Genomic DNA, 15,962 nt, shown 5'->3' with positions numbered 1-15,962 from the left:
CGCAAGCCACCCGTTATACGGGAGTGAACAAAGTAAATCCGGTTTTGGTATCTGCTATCAATTTGCTATCAAATGCCCCGTTTCCGCTTTAAGACCCCAGTGTTTTCAAGGCTTTGCGGGTTTTGTCAGTTATTCCCACTCAATAGTGCCGGTGGGCTTCGGCGTCAGATCATAGAGGACCCGGTTGACGCCCTCCACCTCGGCGGTGATCCGCGCCGTAATTTTTTGCAGCAGCGGGAAGGGCACGTCCTCCACGGTGGCGGTCATGGCGTCCACGGTATTGACTGCCCGAAGGATCACCGGCCAGTCGAACGTACGCTTATTGTCCCGCACGCCCACCGACTTGAAGTCGGGCACCACGGTAAAGTACTGCCACACCTTGCCCTCCAGGCCCGCGGCGGCAAACTCCTCCCGCAGGATCGCGTCGGAGGCGCGCACGGCCTCCAGCCGGTCCCGGGTGATGGCGCCCAGGCAGCGCACCCCAAGGCCGGGACCAGGAAACGGCTGGCGGTATACCATTGAGTCCGGCAGGCCCAACGCCGCGCCGCAAGCGCGCACCTCATCCTTGAAGAGCATCTTCAGCGGTTCCACCAGTTCGAATTTCAGATCCTCCGGCAGGCCGCCCACATTGTGGTGGGCCTTCACCGCCTTGGCGGTCTTGGTGCCCGATTCAATGATATCCGGATAGATGGTGCCCTGCGCCAAAAAGTCGATGCCCTCCAGCTTGCGGGCCTCCTCCTCAAAGACGCGGATAAACTCTGCGCCGATGATCTTCCGCTTCTGCTCGGGCTCCGCCACACCAGCCAGCTTGTCCAGAAAGCGGTCCACCGCGTCCACATAGATCAGGTTGGCGTCCATCTGATCCCGGAAGACCTGTACCACCTGCTCCGGCTCGCCCTTACGCAGCAGGCCGTGGTTGACGTGCACGCAGGTGAGCTGCTTGCCGATGGCCTTGATGAGCAGCGCCGCCACCACAGAGGAATCCACCCCGCCGGACAGGGCCAGAAGGACGTTTCTGTCCCCCACCTGACGGCGGATGAGCTCCGCCTGGTCGGCGATAAAGTTTTCCATGTTCCAGTTGGCCTGGGCCCCGCATACCCCGAACACAAAGTTGGAAAGCGCCCGTCCGCGCTCCGCTTCGTCCGCAGGCCAGGGTGCGTCCCCCTTGTGGTCGGCCAGCAGCACCGGCACGTCGCAATTGTAGATGTCCCGTGAGACGTCCACCTCCACGCCGTCTACCACCCGGTTGGGTCCGCCGTTGAGGATAATGCCCTTCACATTGGGCAGCGCCTTTACCTCCGCCAGGGTGATGTCGTGGGGATGGATCTCGCTGTACACGCCCAGGGCGCGGATCTCCCGGGCAATCCGGGCGTTCTGTTCGCTGCCCAGGTCCAGGATAAGGATCATGTCCTGCTTCATTGCAGTCCCTCCATCATATACTATTTTATAGGAATCGATCGCCGTCCAGGCTCACCCAGTCGGCGTTTCCCAACGGATACAGGCGGTTGATCTGTCGGAAATCCGCCCCGTCCAGATGGCAGAGCACCGCCTTGATGACGGCGCTGTGCGCCACTACCAGAGCGCTTCCCTCCCCTGCGGCAATCTTCCGCAGCGCAGGCAGAGCCCGTTCCAGCAGTTCGGCATAGCTCTCCCCTTCCGGCGGGCGGGAGCGCAGGCGGTCGGCGGCGTACGCCTCGTAGGAATGGGGCCACAGCGCCGCGATCTCTTCCCAGCAATGGCCTTCCCATACGCCAAAACAAATCTCCCGCAGCCCCTCTACCGCCTCGGCTTCTATCCCCAGGCACGCGCCTACGATGGCCGCCGTCTCGGCAGAACGTTTCTGCGGGCTGGTATAGAGCCGCCGGAGGGGTACGCCGGTCTCTTCCAGCCGGCGGGCCAGTGCCCTGGCCTGTGCCCGCCCGGTCTCATTCAGACCGGGATCGGACTGTCCCTGGATCTGGCCCCGGGCGTTCCAGTCGGTCTCACCGTGGCGGGCCAAAAGGAGCTTCATTCCACGTTCTCCTCCGCTACCACGCACTTTTCCTTCCAGCGGCCCCGAAGATAGGCCGCCAGGCAGATGAACAGCCCCAGGACCCAGCCGATCAGATACGACCAATAGAGCTCCTCCGGACCGAAAAAGTAAGCCAGCAGATAGGCGGCAGGCACCCGCGCCCCCCAAAGAGCGATAACCGAGGCCACCATGGGAACCATGGTGGCGCCGGCGCCGCGCAGGACGCTGCTGAGGATGAACATCACGGCCAGCACGAACATCGGGGTCAGCACCCGCAGCAGGTAGGCCTCTCCGGCGGCCACCACCGCGCTCTCCCGGTTGAACAGCATCAGCAGCTCCCGGCGGAAGGGGATGACCAAAGCGGTAATGGCGATGCAGACCACTGTGCTCAGCAACATAGCACGACGGGCGCCGCGCTGCACCCGGTCCAGCCGTCCAGCCCCCATGTTCTGCCCCACATAGGTGGTGGTTGCGGTGGAAAAAGACTGAATGGGCATGAACGCAAAGGAGTCGATCTTGTTGGCGGCGGCAAATCCGGCGGCAAAGTCGTTGCCGAAGCCGTTGATCAGCGCCTGCATGATGAGGATCGCCACGGAGAACTGGCACTGCTGGATGGCCGAAGGGACCCCCAGCCGGATGATCTGGCCCAGCAGCTTCCGGTCGACCCTGATTTGGAACAGGCGGATATGCAGAAAGTTGTATTTCCGGTTGATATAGAAAATGCCGAAGATCCAGGAACAGGCCTGACCGATGATGGTCGCCAGAGCCACGCCGAACACCGCCCAGCGGAAGACCAGGACAAACAGCAGGTCCAGCACGATATTGATGACGCTGGCAACCGCCAGAAACAGCAGGGGCGTCTTGGAATCCCCCAGCCCCTGGAGAATACCGGCGTTTACGTTATAGCCCAGCGAGCCGATCCCGCCCAGGAAGACCACGATACAATAGACCCGCGCCTGGTCAAAGGCCTCTGCAGGCACCCGGATCAGGGTCAGCAGGGGCGTGGTCAGCACCACTCCCAGCAGGGACAGCGGCACGATGGCCGCCAGCAGCGCGCTGTAGATGGTATCCACCGTGCGCGCCACGCTCTGTTTGTCCCCGGCTCCGATGTACTGGGCGATCATGACGGTTGCGCCCATGGCGAAGCCGATAAACAGAGAGGCAAGCAAAAAGATGATGGGGAACCCGGTGCCGACGGCGGTCAGTGCGGAAGCGCCCACAAACTGGCCCACCACGATGGAATCCACCATATTGTACAGCTGCTGCAGAACGTTTCCCAGCAGCAGCGGCAGGGAAAAGGCCACGATCAGCCGGGTGGGCGAGCCCTGAGTCATATCGATGGCGCCGTGCTCCCGTTTTGCAATCTCACTCATACGCTCAATCCTGCCGCTCCTTACGATTTCTTTTCCCGCTCATAGATGATGCGCAGGCCGTCCAGCACCAGCTGGGGGTCCACGATATCGATCAGATCGGTATTGTCCGCCACCATCCGGGCCAGCCCACCGGTGGCCACCACCTTGATGCTCTTACCGCCCATCTCCGTTTTGGCCCGGCGGATCAGATACTCCATGGCCCCGATATAGCCCAGCACCGCCCCGGCCTGGATCTGCCCCACGGCAGTGGTGCCCAGCACGGTATCCGGCTTGACCAGCTCGATCCGGGGCAGCAGCGCGGTCTTCTGGAACAGGCCGTCGATGGATACCCGCACCCCTGCAGTGATGCAGCCGCCCAGATAGACGCCCTCCGGACTTATGGCGTCCAGCGTTGTGGCGGTGCCGAAATCCAGCACCACCAGCGGAGCGCCATACTTGACCATAGCCGCCACGTCGGCCGCCGCCCGGTCGGGGCCCAGGCGTTCCTCACTGGCGCACGCCACGTAGGGCAGACGCGGATCCAGATCGTCGTCCAAGATCAGCGGAGTCTTCCCCACATATTTGATGACGGCGCTGCTGAGGGTATACATGATCTGAGGCACCACCGAGCCGATGACCACGTCCTCCACCTCGTCCAGCCGCAGGCCGAAGCGCTGGAAATATTCGCATAGATAGAGTCCGAGCTCATCCGAGGTGCTGTTGGCGTCGGTCTTGAGCCGGAAGCTTCCCTCCAGGCGCTCTCCCCGAAACAGGCCAAATACCATATTGGTGTTGCCCACGTCGATGACAAGCAGCATGACCACCGCTCCCCTTTCCAATCAAATCGGCTGCGTATAACAGTAAACGCCATCCGCCTCCAGCAGGACCACCCCGTAGCTGCGAAACAGCAGTCCGCCGGCGGCGCCGGGGTTCAGAATCCACAGGTTTCCCTGCAGGTCGCATAACGCGTCATGGGTGTGGCCGAACAACAGCACGTCCGCCCTTGCCTCCCGGGCAGCCGCCACCGCGGCGCCCGGACCGCTTTTCACAAAGCGGGTGTGCCCGTGCATCAGCAGCAGCCTGCGTCCCGCCCGTTCCAGCAGGCATTCCTCCGGCACGTCGCTGCGGGCGTCGCAGTTGCCCCGCACCCGGGTCATGGGAAGGTCGGGAAACCTCCGGCGCAAGGCGTCGGCGTCCCGCACCACGTCCCCCAGGTGGAGGACCTGATCCGGCTCTTCCCGGCGCACCGCATCCTCCATATTCGCCACGTTTCCGTGGGAGTCGGAAAAAACCAAAAGCTTCATTGCGTTCACCTGTCTGGCTTTGAAACATATAATGGAATGATCGCTTATAAATATAAGGATGGAGCTGATTTTTATGGCGAAACCGGAATCCAATCTGGACGCGCTGATGCAGGACCCCAAGGCCGCCAGCCTTCTGAAGAATAAGGACCTGCTGAAAAACCTCGTACAGTCTCCGGATACCCAGCGGCTGATGCAGCTTCTGAGTCAGGACGGCTCAGACGGATTGAAACGCGCCGCCGCCTCTGCTGCCAAGGGGGACGCCGGCGCCCTCATGGGGATCGTCAATCAGGTGATGCAGAGCAAAGAGGGCGCCGGGCTGATCGAGCGCATCCAACAGGCGGCCGTACAGGACAAGAAATAACCCGTTCGAAAGGAGGCGGAGCCCATGGCCGAGTTCGAAGATAAGCTCAATGCCATCCTGGCAGACCCGGAGGCTATGGGACAGATCGTCTCCATCGCCAAGGCCCTTACCGGAGAAGCTTCCTCGTCCGAGGCCGGCACGCTCCCGCCGGAGGGCACGGCCCCGGAAGCGCCCGCCGCTTCTCCCGCACCGGCGGAGGAACCGGAAGCCCCCCGCACCCAGCCCGACTGGGGGGCCGTGCTGGGCATGCTGGGCAGCCTGAACAGCGGCGGCACGGGCAGCCCGCTGTCCGCGCTGGGCGATCTGGATCCACGGCTCATTCAGACCGCCGTGGCCCTGTTCTCCGAATATTCGGCCACTGATGACCGAAAGATCGCCCTGCTCACCGCCATGAAGCCCTTCCTGAAGCCGGAGCGCTACGCCAAGGTGGACAAAGCGGTACAGATCGCCAGGCTCTCCCGGGTCATCCGGGCGGCCTTCCAGCTCTTCAAAAAAAGCGGAGAGGAGGAGGCAGATGTATAACCGCTATATCCCCAACGGCACCGCCTATACCCGGGTGCTGGAGGAGGATGAGCCGCCCCGCCTCCTCCGGCCGGAACCGGAGCCGGCCGCCGCTGCGCCGTCCGCGCCGGAGCCGGCCCAACCGGAGCCGGCCAAGAAAACCGGGCTGGCCGGACTGCTCAAGGGGCTCAAGCTGGAGGAGCTGGATACCGGAGATATCCTGCTCCTGCTGATCCTGCTGTTTCTGTTTCTGGAGGGGGACGATCTGGAGCTGATCATCACCCTTGGTCTTCTTCTGCTGCTGGGCCTGGAGTGACTGCGCCTCCGGGCGTGTGCAGCACCGTCCCGTCGGGCAGGGCAAACTGCGTCCCCGCCGGGACGGGACGCTCCACGGCATAAGAGGACATGCGGTAGACGGTCTGCTCCCCTTCCAGCGTCTCGGAGCACACCAGCAGACCGCTGTCCACGGAGATCCAGTACCGCTGCCGGTAGCCCAGCTCGTCCGCCGCCGTCTCCACGCAGATGCAGGACAGCCCGCCCTGCTCCTCATAGCCGGTGGCGGCGATGGCGTCCACCGGCAGGTCCAGCACATCCTCATAGGTCGGGATGCGCTGGCCCTCCAAATCGGCGGAATAGGCGTCCGCCGGGCCGCTGAGCACCGCACGGGACCCCTCGTACCACAGCCAGAACGTCCCCTCTCCCACAAGGGAGCAGCGTACCGCGCCCCCCGGCCAGGCGGAGCGTGTATAGGTCCAGCCATAGTCTGCCCAGACCTGCGCGGAGGTAACGCCCCGCTCCTCCTCCCCCTCGCCCCAAATGTCCTCAATCGTGACCTCGCGGTAATAGCTCTCCGGCCGGGCCAGCGTACGAATCACATTCTGGACCGTCTGCGGGGTGACCTCCACCCGCACCAGACCGTCCGCACCGCCCCCGGGGCCGTCCTCCGGCGGCTCGGAGGCAAGGGGCGTCGGCAGGACGATCTTGGAGGTATCCGGGGCAAACAGCGCCAAGCCGAAGCTGGAGAGCATCGCCACCACAATGACGATGGCAATCAACACCACCAGGATATTCCGTTTCTTTCGCTCCAACGGGCCCGACACCTCCTTCTTCTCCCCGCCGGACGGGGCATTCCGCACCCCAAAGCGGCAGCTGACCGGAGCAGGGCAAACACGCGGCCCGCGCATCCCCGCTCTGCGCAAGGCAGCCTGCTCGGGCGCGCCGCCCGGCCGCGGCAGCGGCGGTTACGCCCGGAATTCCTCCGGCGGTTCCTCCCGCAGGCCGAACCTCCACTCGATCGCGTCCGCAATGCGGCGGCAGGCAAAGCCGTCGCCGTAAGGATTGACGGCATGGGCCATGGCGTGGTAGGCCGCCTCGTCCGTCAAGAGCTCGGAGGCCATACGGAACACCTGCTCCTCCTGCGTGCCCGCCAGCTTCACGGTCCCCGCCTCCACAGCCTCGGGCCGCTCGGTCTCCCGCCGCAGGACCAGGACCGGCCGCCCCAGCGCGGGAGCCTCCTCCTGGAGCCCCCCCGAGTCCGTCAGGACCAGATGAGCGCGCGCCATCAGATTGTGCATCTCCTCCACATCCAGCGGGTCGATGAGATGGATGCGGTCGTGGCCGGACAGATATTGGCCCGCCGCCTCCCGCACCACCGGGGACAGATGCACGGGATAGACCAGCTCTACGTCGGGAAAGGCCTGAACGATGCGGCGCAGGGCGGTCATGATATGGGCCATGGGCGCGCCGTAGTTCTCCCGCCGGTGGCAGGTGACCAGGAGGATCTTTCGGGCTGCATAATCCAAATGATTGAGCAATTCCGTCGAAAAGTGATAGTCCTTTACAACTGTGGTCTTCAGGGCGTCGATCACCGTGTTTCCGGTGATAAAAACGCCCTCCCGGATATCCTCCCGCGCCAGGTTTTCCCGGTTTCTCGCGGTAGGGCAGAAATGCAGGTCTGCAATATCCCCCACCAGCTTGCGGTTCATTTCTTCTGGAAAGGGAGAATACTTGTCATAGGTGCGCAGTCCGGCCTCCACGTGGCCTACCGGGATCTGCCGGTAAAAGGCGGCCAGCGCGCCGGCAAACGTAGTGGACGTGTCCCCGTGGACCAGCACCAGGTCCGGCCGCGCCTGCTCCAGCACTCCCTCCATCCCCAACAGGCATTTGGTGGTGATGGTGGACAAGGTCTGCCGGGCTTCCATGATATTCAGGTCGTAATCCGGCGCCAGCCGGAAAATCTCCAGCACGGAGTCCAGCATCTGCCGGTGCTGGGCAGTGACACAGCAGACCGCCTGCAGCGCCGGACGGCTCCGAAGTTCGGCCACCAGGGGGGCCATCTTGATGGCCTCCGGCCGTGTCCCGAAGATGGTCATGACCTTGACGCGCTTCACTTCCGCTCCTCCTTGTCTTCGCTCTCCTGCGTCTTCTCCTCCTGCTCCTGTCCGTTCTTCTTCTCGTTATTGGAGAGAAAGATGCGTGCGGACACGGCGCCGGCGGCGCACAGGGCCAGGAGGAGAAGCATGGCTTTTACAGCCCCTGCCGTGGTGAGCACCACGGCGGAAAGCCCGAGGATGGCGCTGATGATGTACAGCACCGCCACTGCCTGTTTCTGGGAGAACCCCATGTCGATCAGGCGGTGATGCACATGACTGCGGTCTGCGTGCATCGGACTCTGCCCATGGGCGATGCGCCGGATAAAGGCAAAGCAGGTATCAAAAATAGGCAGGCCCAACATCAAAAACGGCACTGCGAAGGAAATGATGGTATAAAACTTGAACAGGCCCTGGATGGACACCACTGCCAGCACATAGCCCAGGAAGGTGGAGCCGGTGTCCCCCATAAAGATTTTGGCTGGATTCAGGTTATAGGGCAGAAAGCCGATGCAGCTCCCCGCAAGGGCGGCCATCAGAATGGCCGCCGGTGCGTCGGACACCACCAGGGAGATGACCAGCAGCGTCATGGAGCTGATGGTGGATACGCCGCAGGCCAGGCCGTCCAGGCCGTCGATCAGGTTGACGGCGTTGGTGATGGCCACGATCCAGATCACGGAGACCGGGATGGAGAGGACCCCCAGGTCCCAATAGAGGTCGGAGGAAAAGATGTTGGGATTGGACAGGGTCTGGATCACGTTGCCGGAGAAGACCGCCACCAGCGCGGCCACGATCTGCACCACAAACTTGAACATGGCGGGCAGAGAATAGATATCGTCGAAGATGCCCAGCACCACGATGATGACGGAGCCCAGCAGCATGCCCCGCAGCTGGGGCGTGATCTCCGCAAAAAGGAGCACGCTGAGCAGAAAGCCCAGGAAAATGGCAAGGCCGCCCATGCGTGGAATGGGATGATCGTGCATACGGCGGTTATCCTTGGGTACGTCCATGGCCCCCATTTTAAAGGCCAGGCTCTTAACGACAGGGGTGGCCACCAGTGCCACGATCAGGGCCACGATCAGGGCCGCAGCCACCACCCCAATGAGCGAAAGCTCGATTTTCATTGGCATTCTGAAGAAGCTCCTTTACCGGGGCAGGAAGCCCACCTTCTTATAGACCTTGCGCAGGGTCTTCTCGGCCGCGCGGGACGCCCGCTCAGCACCGGCGCGGTAGACGCTTTCCAAATACGCCTTGTCGGCGAGCAGCCGCTCGGTCTCCTCCCGGATGGGACGCAGCGTCTCCACCACGGCCTCCCCCACGGCCGGCTTGAGGACGCCGTAGCCCTTGCCCTCGAATTCCGCCTCGATGGCCTCGAAGCTTTTGCCGGTCACCGCGGAGTAGATGCCCATCAGATTGGCCACGCCAGGCTTGTTCTCCCGGTCGAGGCGCACGCACCGTTCGGTGTCGCTGTCCGTGACCGCACGCTTGAACTTGCGCATGATGTCCTCCGGCTTTTCCAGCAGGAACACGCAGCCGTCGGGCATGGATTTGCTCATTTTGCTCTCCGGGGCGTTGAGGCTCATCACCCGGGCGCCGGTTTTGGGGATATAGGGTTCGGGAACCTTGAACACCTCCCCGTAGAGGTGATTGAAGCGGTTTGCGATGTCCCGGCAGATCTCCACGTGCTGTTTCTGGTCTTCTCCCACCGGGACGAAGTCCGGCTGGTAGAGCAGGATATCCGCCGCCATCAGGCAGGGATAGGTAAACAGGCCGGCATTGATATTGTCGGCGTTCCGGGCGGACTTGTCCTTAAACTGGGTCATACGGGAAAGCTCCCCGAACATGGTATAGCAATCCAGCACCCAGCCCAGTTCTGCGTGAGCGCTCACATGGGACTGGACAAAAATGGTATTCTTCTCCGGATCCAGACCGCAGGCGATATAAGTCGCGATCTGGGCCAGGGTCCGTTTGCGCAGGGCCGCCGGGTCCTGGCGCACGGTGATGGTATGCAGGTCGGCCATGAACCAGTAACAGTCGAATTGATCCGACAGCTCCGCCCAGTTCTTGATCGCACCCAGATAATTGCCCAGATGCAGCTCGCCGCTGGGCTGGATGCCGGAGAGAAGGACCTTTTTCTCGTTTTCCATTTGAAAAAACACCTCTTGCGCGTCTATCGTTTGGAGAATGGGCCCAAAGACCCATGTTGAATTATCATACCATATCCAAAGGCCCTTGACAATCCTAACCTAAAAAAATAGAATAGTGGGACAGACGTTGAAAAAGGAGTTTTTCCTATGGATATGAAATGGTTTGAGGACATGGAAGCACGTATCCCCCATGGGGAGGTGCGCACCCGTTTCGCCCCCTCCCCCACCGGTTATATGCATGTGGGCAATCTGCGCACCGCCCTGTACACCTGGCTCATCGCCCGCCACGGCGGCGGCAAGTTCCTTCTGCGCATCGAGGACACCGACCAGGGCCGTCTGGTGGAGGGCGCCACCCAGGTCATCTACCGCACCCTGCGCCAGTGCGGCCTGGACTGGGACGAGGGTCCCGACGTGGGCGGCCCCGTGGGTCCCTACATCCAGACGGAACGCCGCAGCCTGTACGGCCGGTATGCCAGACTGCTGGTGGAGCGCGGACACGCCTACTACTGCTTCTGCGAAAAAGCGGAATCGGAGGAGCCTTCCGATCCGTTCGAACGCCATGACGATCCCTGCCGCACCCTGAGCCCGGCTCAGGCCCAGGCCCGTGCGGACGCCGGCGAGCCCTTTGTGATCCGCCAGCGCATTCCCCATACCGGCTCCACCACGTTCCACGATGTGAGCTTCGGCGACATCACCGTCGAGAACGTCACACTGGACGACCAGGTACTCATAAAGCAAGACGGCCTGCCCACCTACAATTTTGCCAACGTGGTGGACGACCACCTGATGGGGATCACCCACGTGGTCCGGGGCAGCGAGTATCTTTCCTCCGCACCCAAATACAACCTGCTGTATGAGGGCTTCGGCTGGGAAGTCCCGATCTACGTCCACTGCTCCCCGGTGATGCGGGACCAGCACAACAAGATGTCCAAGCGCCACGGCGATCCCTCTTATGAGGACCTGCTGGAACAGGGCTTTTTATCCGAGGCGGTGGTCAACTACGTGACTCTGCTGGGCTGGTCGCCCCGCGGAGCATACGCCGAGCGGGAGTTCTTCACGCTGAAGGAGCTTTCAGAGATCTTCGAGCTGGGCGGCATCTCCAAATCCCCCGCCATCTTCGACCTGGAGAAGCTGAAGTACTTCAACGCCAACTATCTGCGCGCCCTCTCCCCCGAGGCGTTCTATGCCGGGGCGCTCCCCTATCTGCGCCGGGCCATCCGCTCGGAGCAGATCGACCTGAAGCTGGTGGCCCCTCTGGTGCAGCCCCGCTGCGACACCTGGCTGGACATCGCCCCTCAGGTGGACTTCTTCGACGCCCTGCCGGAGTATTCCAACCAACTCTACTGCCACAAGAAGATGAAGACCGACGAGGAAACTTCCAAAGAAGCCCTGGAGCTGGTGCTCCCGGTGCTGGAGAAGCTCGGCGCGTGGACCTATGACGCCATCCATGACGCGCTCATCGGTCTGGCCCAGCATCTGGAACTGAAAAACGGCCGTATCCTGTGGCCGGTACGCACCGCCCTGTCCGGCAAGGCGGTCACCCCCGGCGGCGCCGTGGAGCTGTGCCAGCTCCTGGGCCGGGACGAGTCCCTGCGCCGCATCCGCCGGGGCATCGCCCAGCTGACCCGATGAAGCGGCGTCTGTCCGCTCTCCTGCTCGCGCTGCTGCCCCTGTTCCTGTCCGCCTGCGCCTATGCGCCCGGCGCGGCCACCCCCGCGTCTGTCCCGGACGGGGAACTGGCGGTCCACTTCATCGACGTGGGGCAGGCCGATTCCGCGCTGCTGCTGTGCGGGGGGCAGGCAATGCTCATCGACGGCGGCAATGCGCAGGACAGCAGCCGGGTGGTCTCCTATCTGGAGGACCAGGGCGTGGACACGCTGGATTATGTGGTGTGTACCCACGCCCACGAGGATCATGTGGGCGGCCTGTCCGGCCCTCTGAACACCTGCGCCGCGGCGCAGGTGTTTTCCCCCGTCCGCGAATACGATTCCAAGGCCTTCCGGGATTTTGTCCGGTACACCGAAGCCCAAGGCCTCACGCCCGCCGCACCCTCCCCCGACGAGACCTTTTCCCTGGGCGGCGCTGTGGTGACGGTTCTGGGGCCCCGGCGGGATTATGACGATACCAACAACACCTCCATCGTGCTGCGGGTGGACTTTGGAGAGACCTCGTTTCTCTTCACCGGCGACATGGAGCGGGACGCGGAGGCCGACCTGCTCTCCGACGGCTGCGATGTGTCCTGTACGGTGCTCAAGGTGGGCCACCATGGAAGCAGCACCTCCACCAGCTACCCCTTCCTGCGCGCGGCAATGCCGGAGTACGCGGTGATCTCGGTGGGTGAGGACAACTCCTATGGACACCCCCATGAAGAGACGCTGAGCCGTCTCTATGACGCGGGATGCACCGTCTACCGCACCGACCGGCTGGGCACCGTGGTGGCCGTCAGCGACGGAACGGACGTTTCCTTTCTCACAGAGCGCTCCGGTTCGCCGGAGACGGGCCGGGACGATACCTCCGGGAGCGCGTACATCGGCAACCGGAATTCCCAGGTCTTCCACCGCGAGACCTGTGCCAATCTGCCCGCGGAACAAAACCGCGTGACCTTCGACAGCCGGGAAGCCGCTGTATCCGCCGGCTACCGCCCCTGCGGCGGCTGCAACCCCTAACGGGAGAAGGGAGGCTCCGCCGTGAAACGGCTGCACTACAACGCCCCTGTGATCCTGACCTTTTTTCTGCTGTGTCTGGGCGCTCTGCTGTTGGGCGCGCTGAGTCGGGGCTGGACCACGCTGCACCTGTTTTCGGTCTACCGCGCTCCCCTCTCTCCCCTGTTTCTGGTCCGGCTTCTGGGCCATGTGCTGGGCCACGCCGATTGGGATCATTTCCTGGGCAATATGCTCCTGCTGCTGGTGGCGGGCCCACCCATGGAGGAAAAATACGGCAGCCGCGCCCTGCTGCTGGGCATTGGGCTCACTGCGCTGATCTCCGGCGTTCTCCAGTGCCTGTTCTTCCCCGGAACGGTTCTGCTGGGCGCCAGCGGCATCGTGTTCATGCTCATCATGCTCTCCTCTCTGGCGGGCATGCGCTCCGGCTCCATCCCCCTCACCCTGGTCCTGGCGGCGGCGCTCTATCTGGGGCAGGAGGTCTACGCCATCCTCTTTGTTTCGGACCAGGTGGCCAACTTCATGCACCTGGTGGGCGGCGCCTGCGGCACCGCCTTCGGCTTTGCCGCCGCCCGCCGAAGTGACCCCCCCTGAGGAAGAGCCTCGCAGAGTTCCGTCGCCCGCAGGCGCGAATTCAGTCCAATCCGTTTTCTCCGGCGGCATGTGCGTCGGAGAAAACACTTCTCGGCCTGCAAGTGTGCAAGTTGTCTGCCGCAGGCGGACAACGAGTGCGCGCAGCAGGCCGCAGCCCCTTCAAAACAGTGGCAAAGCCACTGTTTCGACAAGCTGAGGCCCCGGTCGAAGACCGGGGCCGATTTTTATTTTTTCTATTGACAGTATACCGTATTATCCCTATAATACAGTCAAGACCGTATTACGGGAGTAATACACTTTATTTGGGAGGTGAGACCGGCCATGATCTCCTTCGAGTGCTTTCCGTTGGAGGAGGGCATCCCCATCTATCTCCAGATCATCCGCCACGTGAAGCGCGGCATCGTGGCCGGGATCGTCCGGGATGGAGACGAGCTGCCTTCCCGCCGGGTGCTCTCCGCCCGGCTGGGCGTCAACCCCAATACGGTGCAGAAGGCCTACCGCCTGCTGGAGGAGGAGGGGGTCATCACCTCCCACGCCGGAGCCAAGAGCGCGGTATCCCTGGATGCGGACGCCGCCGGCCGGATCCGCGCCCAGCTGCTGGAGCAGGAGGGCCTGCATACGGTCCGCTCCCTGCGGCAGATGGGCGTGGGCCGGGAAGAGGCGCTGGCGCTGATCGGGCGGCTTTGGGAGGAAAAGGAGGCGGACGAATGAAGCGATATGGTTCCATATGGATGCTGGCGGCCCAAAACACGCTCTGGAAGCTGCTGCTGATCTGGGCGCTGACTTTTTTAGCGGAGCTTGGCCTGATCGTCCTTGCAATGGGGCGGCTGGATTATTGGGATGGACTGGAATATCTGGTTTCGGAGAGTCACGCGGCCCTCGCCGCGGGGGCCGGGCTTCTGGCCACCTGCGGGGTGCTCGCCCTCAACGGGTGTGACGGCGCTTCCAGCCGCAGCCGGTATACCCTGCGCAGGCTACGTGTGGACGAGCGGACGCTGACCCTCTGCTGGGGCGGTCACAATGCGCTGTGCCTGCTGGTCTTCTGGGGCGCTCAGGCGGCGTGGGCGCTGTTTCTGTGCCGCTTTGCCATGGCGCATGCGGCGCAGACGCCCTTCAACGACATGAGCCTTTTCCTGGCCTTCTTCCGCAACGGCTTTCTCCACAGCCTGCTCCCCCTTCAGGAGTACAGCCGCGCGATCCGCAACGGGATCTTCCTGCTCTGCCTTGGCTTGACGGCGGCCTGCTTTTCCTACCAGCAGCGGCACGGACGCAGGGGCTTCGCCATACTGCCCCTGTCGGTGCTGACGGTCGTTTCCTTTTCCCAGGGGTTTGCCATGGCCGAAACCGATATTGCGCTGAGTGCGGTGGCTCTGTTCACCGCTGCCGGAGCCGTTTGGAATGTTTGGAGGTGCTATGAGGATGAAGCTTGAGCGCTGGTATCCCCTGGGCTTTCCCGGCGGCGCCGAGTGCGCCTGGACCGCCGCGGGGCTTGGCGCGGCGCTGCTGTACGGCTGGTGCCGGTTCGCCGCCCCCTTTCAGCGGGCTCTGTCCGCGCTGTATGAGTCTGGCGCGGGTCGTGTGCGCGTTCTCATACCCGGCGCGGTGATGGCCCCCTTCCCCACGTTTCTGTCCGGTGTGTTCACCGGCTTCTGGGCACTGGCCCTGTGCATGCCCGCTTTGGCCGTATTCCACTACGCCTGGCACTTTCAGGGCAGCCGGAGCATCTACCGGATGCGCAGGCTCCCCCAGCGCTGGGAACTGTGGCGGCGATGCCTGGCCGGTCCGCTGGCGGGCGCGCTGGGCTGTTTGCTGGCGGCAGGGCTGACGCTGCTGCTGTGTCTTTTATGCTATTGGTTCCAGACGCCGGCGGCATGCCGGGCGGCTGATCTGTGGGCTATGACCGGAGGTGTATCATGATCCAGATCAAACAAGTCAAAAAATACTATCCGGGGGGCAAGCAGGCCCTTGGGGGGATCGACCTGTCCCTGCCCCGCGGGGAGATCGTGGGCCTCTTCGGGGAGAACGGCGCGGGCAAGACCACCCTGATGAAGTGCATCCTGGGCCTGCTGCGCTACACGGGAGAGATCACCCTGGATGGAGCTCCCATCACCCACAGAAACAGCGCAAAACTCTCCTTCGCCACCTGCGAGCACTCCTTTTTCCCCAACCTGAGCCCGGCCCAGCACCGCGCCTTTTTCCGCTCCCATTTCCCCGCGTTCCGGGAAAAGCGCTTCTCCGCCCTGATGGAGTTTTTTGCCCTGCCCATGGGCAAGGCCCTGCGCGGCTTCTCCACCGGACAGAAAAACCAGTTCGAGGTCATTCTGGCCCTGTGCCAGGGGGCGGACTATATCCTGATGGACGAACCCTTCGCGGGCAACGACGTGTTCAATCGTGAGGACTTTTATAAGGTCCTGCTGGGCATTCTGGAGCCGGAGGAGACCGTGCTGCTGTCCACCCACCTGCTGGAGGAGGTTCAGCACTTCATCGGCCGGGCGGTGCTGCTGCATCAGGGGGCACTGGCGGGGGATGTGACCACGCTGGCGCTGGAGGAATCGGGCCGGAACCTGATGGATTTCGTCAAGGAGACCTACCGCTACCGGGAGGACCGGGTCAGCCGCGCCCTGTCCGACCTGACCGGCGAGGAGGAAGCGAAATGAAGGCAG

Annotated in this window: 19 protein-coding genes; 10 read left to right on the top strand and 9 right to left on the bottom strand. The window is 63.1% G+C overall.

From position 1 onward, the window contains the following. Positions 1–129: 129 nt before the first annotated feature. From guaA to MR825_RS05360, 5 genes are read right to left on the bottom strand one after another with little or no spacing between them, the layout of a single operon-like run. Complete coding sequence (gene guaA / locus MR825_RS05380) at positions 130–1,419, bottom strand: glutamine-hydrolyzing GMP synthase (RefSeq protein ID WP_287879334.1); 1,290 nt, start codon at positions 1,417–1,419, stop codon at positions 130–132. 25 nt (positions 1,420–1,444) lie between these two features. Then, a complete protein-coding gene (locus MR825_RS05375; RefSeq protein ID WP_256174998.1) occupies positions 1,445–2,011 on the bottom strand; it encodes a histidine phosphatase family protein in 567 nt (188 codons plus the stop codon). After that, the gene (locus MR825_RS05370; RefSeq protein WP_287879331.1) at positions 2,008–3,384 is read right to left on the bottom strand and encodes an MATE family efflux transporter; all 1,377 of its coding nucleotides are present in this window, start codon (positions 3,382–3,384) and stop codon (positions 2,008–2,010) included. Before MR825_RS05370 ends, MR825_RS05375 begins: the two co-directional genes overlap by 4 nt. Before the next feature lie 20 nt (positions 3,385–3,404). Next, complete coding sequence (locus MR825_RS05365; RefSeq protein ID WP_186907326.1) at positions 3,405–4,181, bottom strand: type III pantothenate kinase; 777 nt, start codon at positions 4,179–4,181, stop codon at positions 3,405–3,407. Positions 4,182–4,202: 21 nt separating this feature from the next. Continuing rightward, positions 4,203–4,667 carry a metallophosphoesterase family protein gene (locus tag MR825_RS05360; protein WP_186907325.1) on the bottom strand — a complete coding sequence of 155 codons (465 nt, stop codon included), beginning with the start codon at positions 4,665–4,667 and terminating at the stop codon, positions 4,203–4,205. A 73-nt stretch (positions 4,668–4,740) separates the two neighbouring features. On the opposite strand from MR825_RS05360, the gene MR825_RS05355 reads away from it, so the two are divergent. From MR825_RS05355 to MR825_RS05345, 3 genes are read left to right on the top strand one after another with little or no spacing between them, the layout of a single operon-like run. After that, the gene (locus MR825_RS05355; RefSeq protein ID WP_186907324.1) at positions 4,741–5,028 is read left to right on the top strand and encodes a hypothetical protein; all 288 of its coding nucleotides are present in this window, start codon (positions 4,741–4,743) and stop codon (positions 5,026–5,028) included. A gap of 24 nt (positions 5,029–5,052) precedes the next feature. Then, positions 5,053–5,550 (top strand): hypothetical protein, encoded by a 498-nt coding sequence (locus tag MR825_RS05350; protein ID WP_186907323.1) that lies wholly within the window; start codon positions 5,053–5,055, stop codon positions 5,548–5,550. Next, complete coding sequence (locus MR825_RS05345; RefSeq protein ID WP_287879328.1) at positions 5,543–5,845, top strand: hypothetical protein; 303 nt, start codon at positions 5,543–5,545, stop codon at positions 5,843–5,845. The genes MR825_RS05350 and MR825_RS05345 overlap by 8 nt, the downstream gene beginning before the upstream one ends. Here MR825_RS05345 and MR825_RS05340 read toward each other — a convergent pair. The 4 genes from MR825_RS05340 to trpS all read right to left on the bottom strand — a co-directional run bounded on the left by MR825_RS05340 (position 5,808) and on the right by trpS (position 10,045). Continuing rightward, positions 5,808–6,617 (bottom strand): hypothetical protein, encoded by an 810-nt coding sequence (locus MR825_RS05340; protein ID WP_287879325.1) that lies wholly within the window; start codon positions 6,615–6,617, stop codon positions 5,808–5,810. The genes MR825_RS05345 and MR825_RS05340 overlap by 38 nt on opposite strands. Before the next feature lie 153 nt (positions 6,618–6,770). Then, positions 6,771–7,919 carry a non-hydrolyzing UDP-N-acetylglucosamine 2-epimerase gene (gene wecB, locus MR825_RS05335; RefSeq protein ID WP_287879322.1) on the bottom strand — a complete coding sequence of 383 codons (1,149 nt, stop codon included), beginning with the start codon at positions 7,917–7,919 and terminating at the stop codon, positions 6,771–6,773. After that, positions 7,916–9,022 (bottom strand): MraY family glycosyltransferase, encoded by a 1,107-nt coding sequence (locus MR825_RS05330; protein WP_369807602.1) that lies wholly within the window; start codon positions 9,020–9,022, stop codon positions 7,916–7,918. Before MR825_RS05330 ends, wecB begins: the two co-directional genes overlap by 4 nt. 21 nt (positions 9,023–9,043) lie before the next feature. Beyond that, complete coding sequence (gene trpS, locus MR825_RS05325; protein ID WP_186907319.1) at positions 9,044–10,045, bottom strand: tryptophan--tRNA ligase; 1,002 nt, start codon at positions 10,043–10,045, stop codon at positions 9,044–9,046. A 147-nt stretch (positions 10,046–10,192) separates the two neighbouring features. Here trpS and gltX point away from each other — a divergent pair, with 147 nt between their 5' ends. The 7 genes from gltX to MR825_RS05290 all read left to right on the top strand — a co-directional run bounded on the left by gltX (position 10,193) and on the right by MR825_RS05290 (position 15,956). Continuing rightward, on the top strand, positions 10,193–11,677 hold the full coding sequence (gene gltX / locus MR825_RS05320) for a glutamate--tRNA ligase (protein ID WP_256174996.1): 1,485 nt from the start codon (positions 10,193–10,195) through the stop codon (positions 11,675–11,677). Next, positions 11,674–12,711, top strand: a complete 1,038-nt coding sequence (locus tag MR825_RS05315) for an MBL fold metallo-hydrolase (RefSeq protein WP_287879316.1) — start codon at positions 11,674–11,676, stop codon at positions 12,709–12,711. Before gltX ends, MR825_RS05315 begins: the two co-directional genes overlap by 4 nt. A gap of 21 nt (positions 12,712–12,732) precedes the next feature. Beyond that, positions 12,733–13,299 (top strand): rhomboid family intramembrane serine protease, encoded by a 567-nt coding sequence (locus MR825_RS05310; protein WP_287879313.1) that lies wholly within the window; start codon positions 12,733–12,735, stop codon positions 13,297–13,299. A gap of 321 nt (positions 13,300–13,620) precedes the next feature. Beyond that, positions 13,621–14,010 carry a GntR family transcriptional regulator gene (locus MR825_RS05305; protein WP_287879311.1) on the top strand — a complete coding sequence of 130 codons (390 nt, stop codon included), beginning with the start codon at positions 13,621–13,623 and terminating at the stop codon, positions 14,008–14,010. After that, entirely contained in the window at positions 14,007–14,729 is a 723-nt protein-coding gene (locus MR825_RS05300) for a hypothetical protein (protein ID WP_287879308.1), read from the top strand. The genes MR825_RS05305 and MR825_RS05300 overlap by 4 nt, the downstream gene beginning before the upstream one ends. Further along, complete coding sequence (locus MR825_RS05295; RefSeq protein ID WP_186907313.1) at positions 14,713–15,216, top strand: hypothetical protein; 504 nt, start codon at positions 14,713–14,715, stop codon at positions 15,214–15,216. Before MR825_RS05300 ends, MR825_RS05295 begins: the two co-directional genes overlap by 17 nt. Continuing rightward, positions 15,213–15,956, top strand: coding sequence for an ATP-binding cassette domain-containing protein (locus MR825_RS05290; protein ID WP_186907312.1), 744 nt, complete (start codon positions 15,213–15,215; stop codon positions 15,954–15,956). The genes MR825_RS05295 and MR825_RS05290 overlap by 4 nt, the downstream gene beginning before the upstream one ends. The last annotated feature ends 6 nt before the right edge of the window (positions 15,957–15,962 follow it).

Origin of the sequence: Lawsonibacter sp., from assembly GCF_022777125.1 — a bacterium.
GTDB lineage: Bacteria > Bacillota > Clostridia > Oscillospirales > Oscillospiraceae > Lawsonibacter_A > Lawsonibacter_A hominis.
The sequence above is the reverse complement of the archived record's forward strand: the minus strand, read 5'-3'. Positions and strand labels throughout refer to the sequence as shown.

What these genes read in the sequence shown, in the direction of transcription:
- MR825_RS05345 (WP_287879328.1), top strand. Translation starts at nt 5,543, where the DNA reads ATGTATAACCGCTATATCCCCAACGGCACCGCCTATACCCGGGTGCTG.
- MR825_RS05295 (WP_186907313.1), top strand. Translation starts at nt 14,713, where the DNA reads ATGAGGATGAAGCTTGAGCGCTGGTATCCCCTGGGCTTTCCCGGCGGC.
- MR825_RS05315 (WP_287879316.1), top strand. Translation starts at nt 11,674, where the DNA reads ATGAAGCGGCGTCTGTCCGCTCTCCTGCTCGCGCTGCTGCCCCTGTTC.
- guaA (WP_287879334.1), bottom strand. Translation starts at nt 1,419, where the DNA reads ATGAAGCAGGACATGATCCTTATCCTGGACCTGGGCAGCGAACAGAAC.
- MR825_RS05355 (WP_186907324.1), top strand. Translation starts at nt 4,741, where the DNA reads ATGGCGAAACCGGAATCCAATCTGGACGCGCTGATGCAGGACCCCAAG.
- MR825_RS05370 (WP_287879331.1), bottom strand. Translation starts at nt 3,384, where the DNA reads ATGAGTGAGATTGCAAAACGGGAGCACGGCGCCATCGATATGACTCAG.
- MR825_RS05360 (WP_186907325.1), bottom strand. Translation starts at nt 4,667, where the DNA reads ATGAAGCTTTTGGTTTTTTCCGACTCCCACGGAAACGTGGCGAATATG.
- MR825_RS05305 (WP_287879311.1), top strand. Translation starts at nt 13,621, where the DNA reads ATGATCTCCTTCGAGTGCTTTCCGTTGGAGGAGGGCATCCCCATCTAT.
- MR825_RS05350 (WP_186907323.1), top strand. Translation starts at nt 5,053, where the DNA reads ATGGCCGAGTTCGAAGATAAGCTCAATGCCATCCTGGCAGACCCGGAG.
- gltX (WP_256174996.1), top strand. Translation starts at nt 10,193, where the DNA reads ATGGATATGAAATGGTTTGAGGACATGGAAGCACGTATCCCCCATGGG.
- MR825_RS05365 (WP_186907326.1), bottom strand. Translation starts at nt 4,181, where the DNA reads ATGCTGCTTGTCATCGACGTGGGCAACACCAATATGGTATTTGGCCTG.
- MR825_RS05375 (WP_256174998.1), bottom strand. Translation starts at nt 2,011, where the DNA reads ATGAAGCTCCTTTTGGCCCGCCACGGTGAGACCGACTGGAACGCCCGG.
- MR825_RS05300 (WP_287879308.1), top strand. Translation starts at nt 14,007, where the DNA reads ATGAAGCGATATGGTTCCATATGGATGCTGGCGGCCCAAAACACGCTC.
- MR825_RS05290 (WP_186907312.1), top strand. Translation starts at nt 15,213, where the DNA reads ATGATCCAGATCAAACAAGTCAAAAAATACTATCCGGGGGGCAAGCAG.
- MR825_RS05330 (WP_369807602.1), bottom strand. Translation starts at nt 9,022, where the DNA reads ATGAAAATCGAGCTTTCGCTCATTGGGGTGGTGGCTGCGGCCCTGATC.
- trpS (WP_186907319.1), bottom strand. Translation starts at nt 10,045, where the DNA reads ATGGAAAACGAGAAAAAGGTCCTTCTCTCCGGCATCCAGCCCAGCGGC.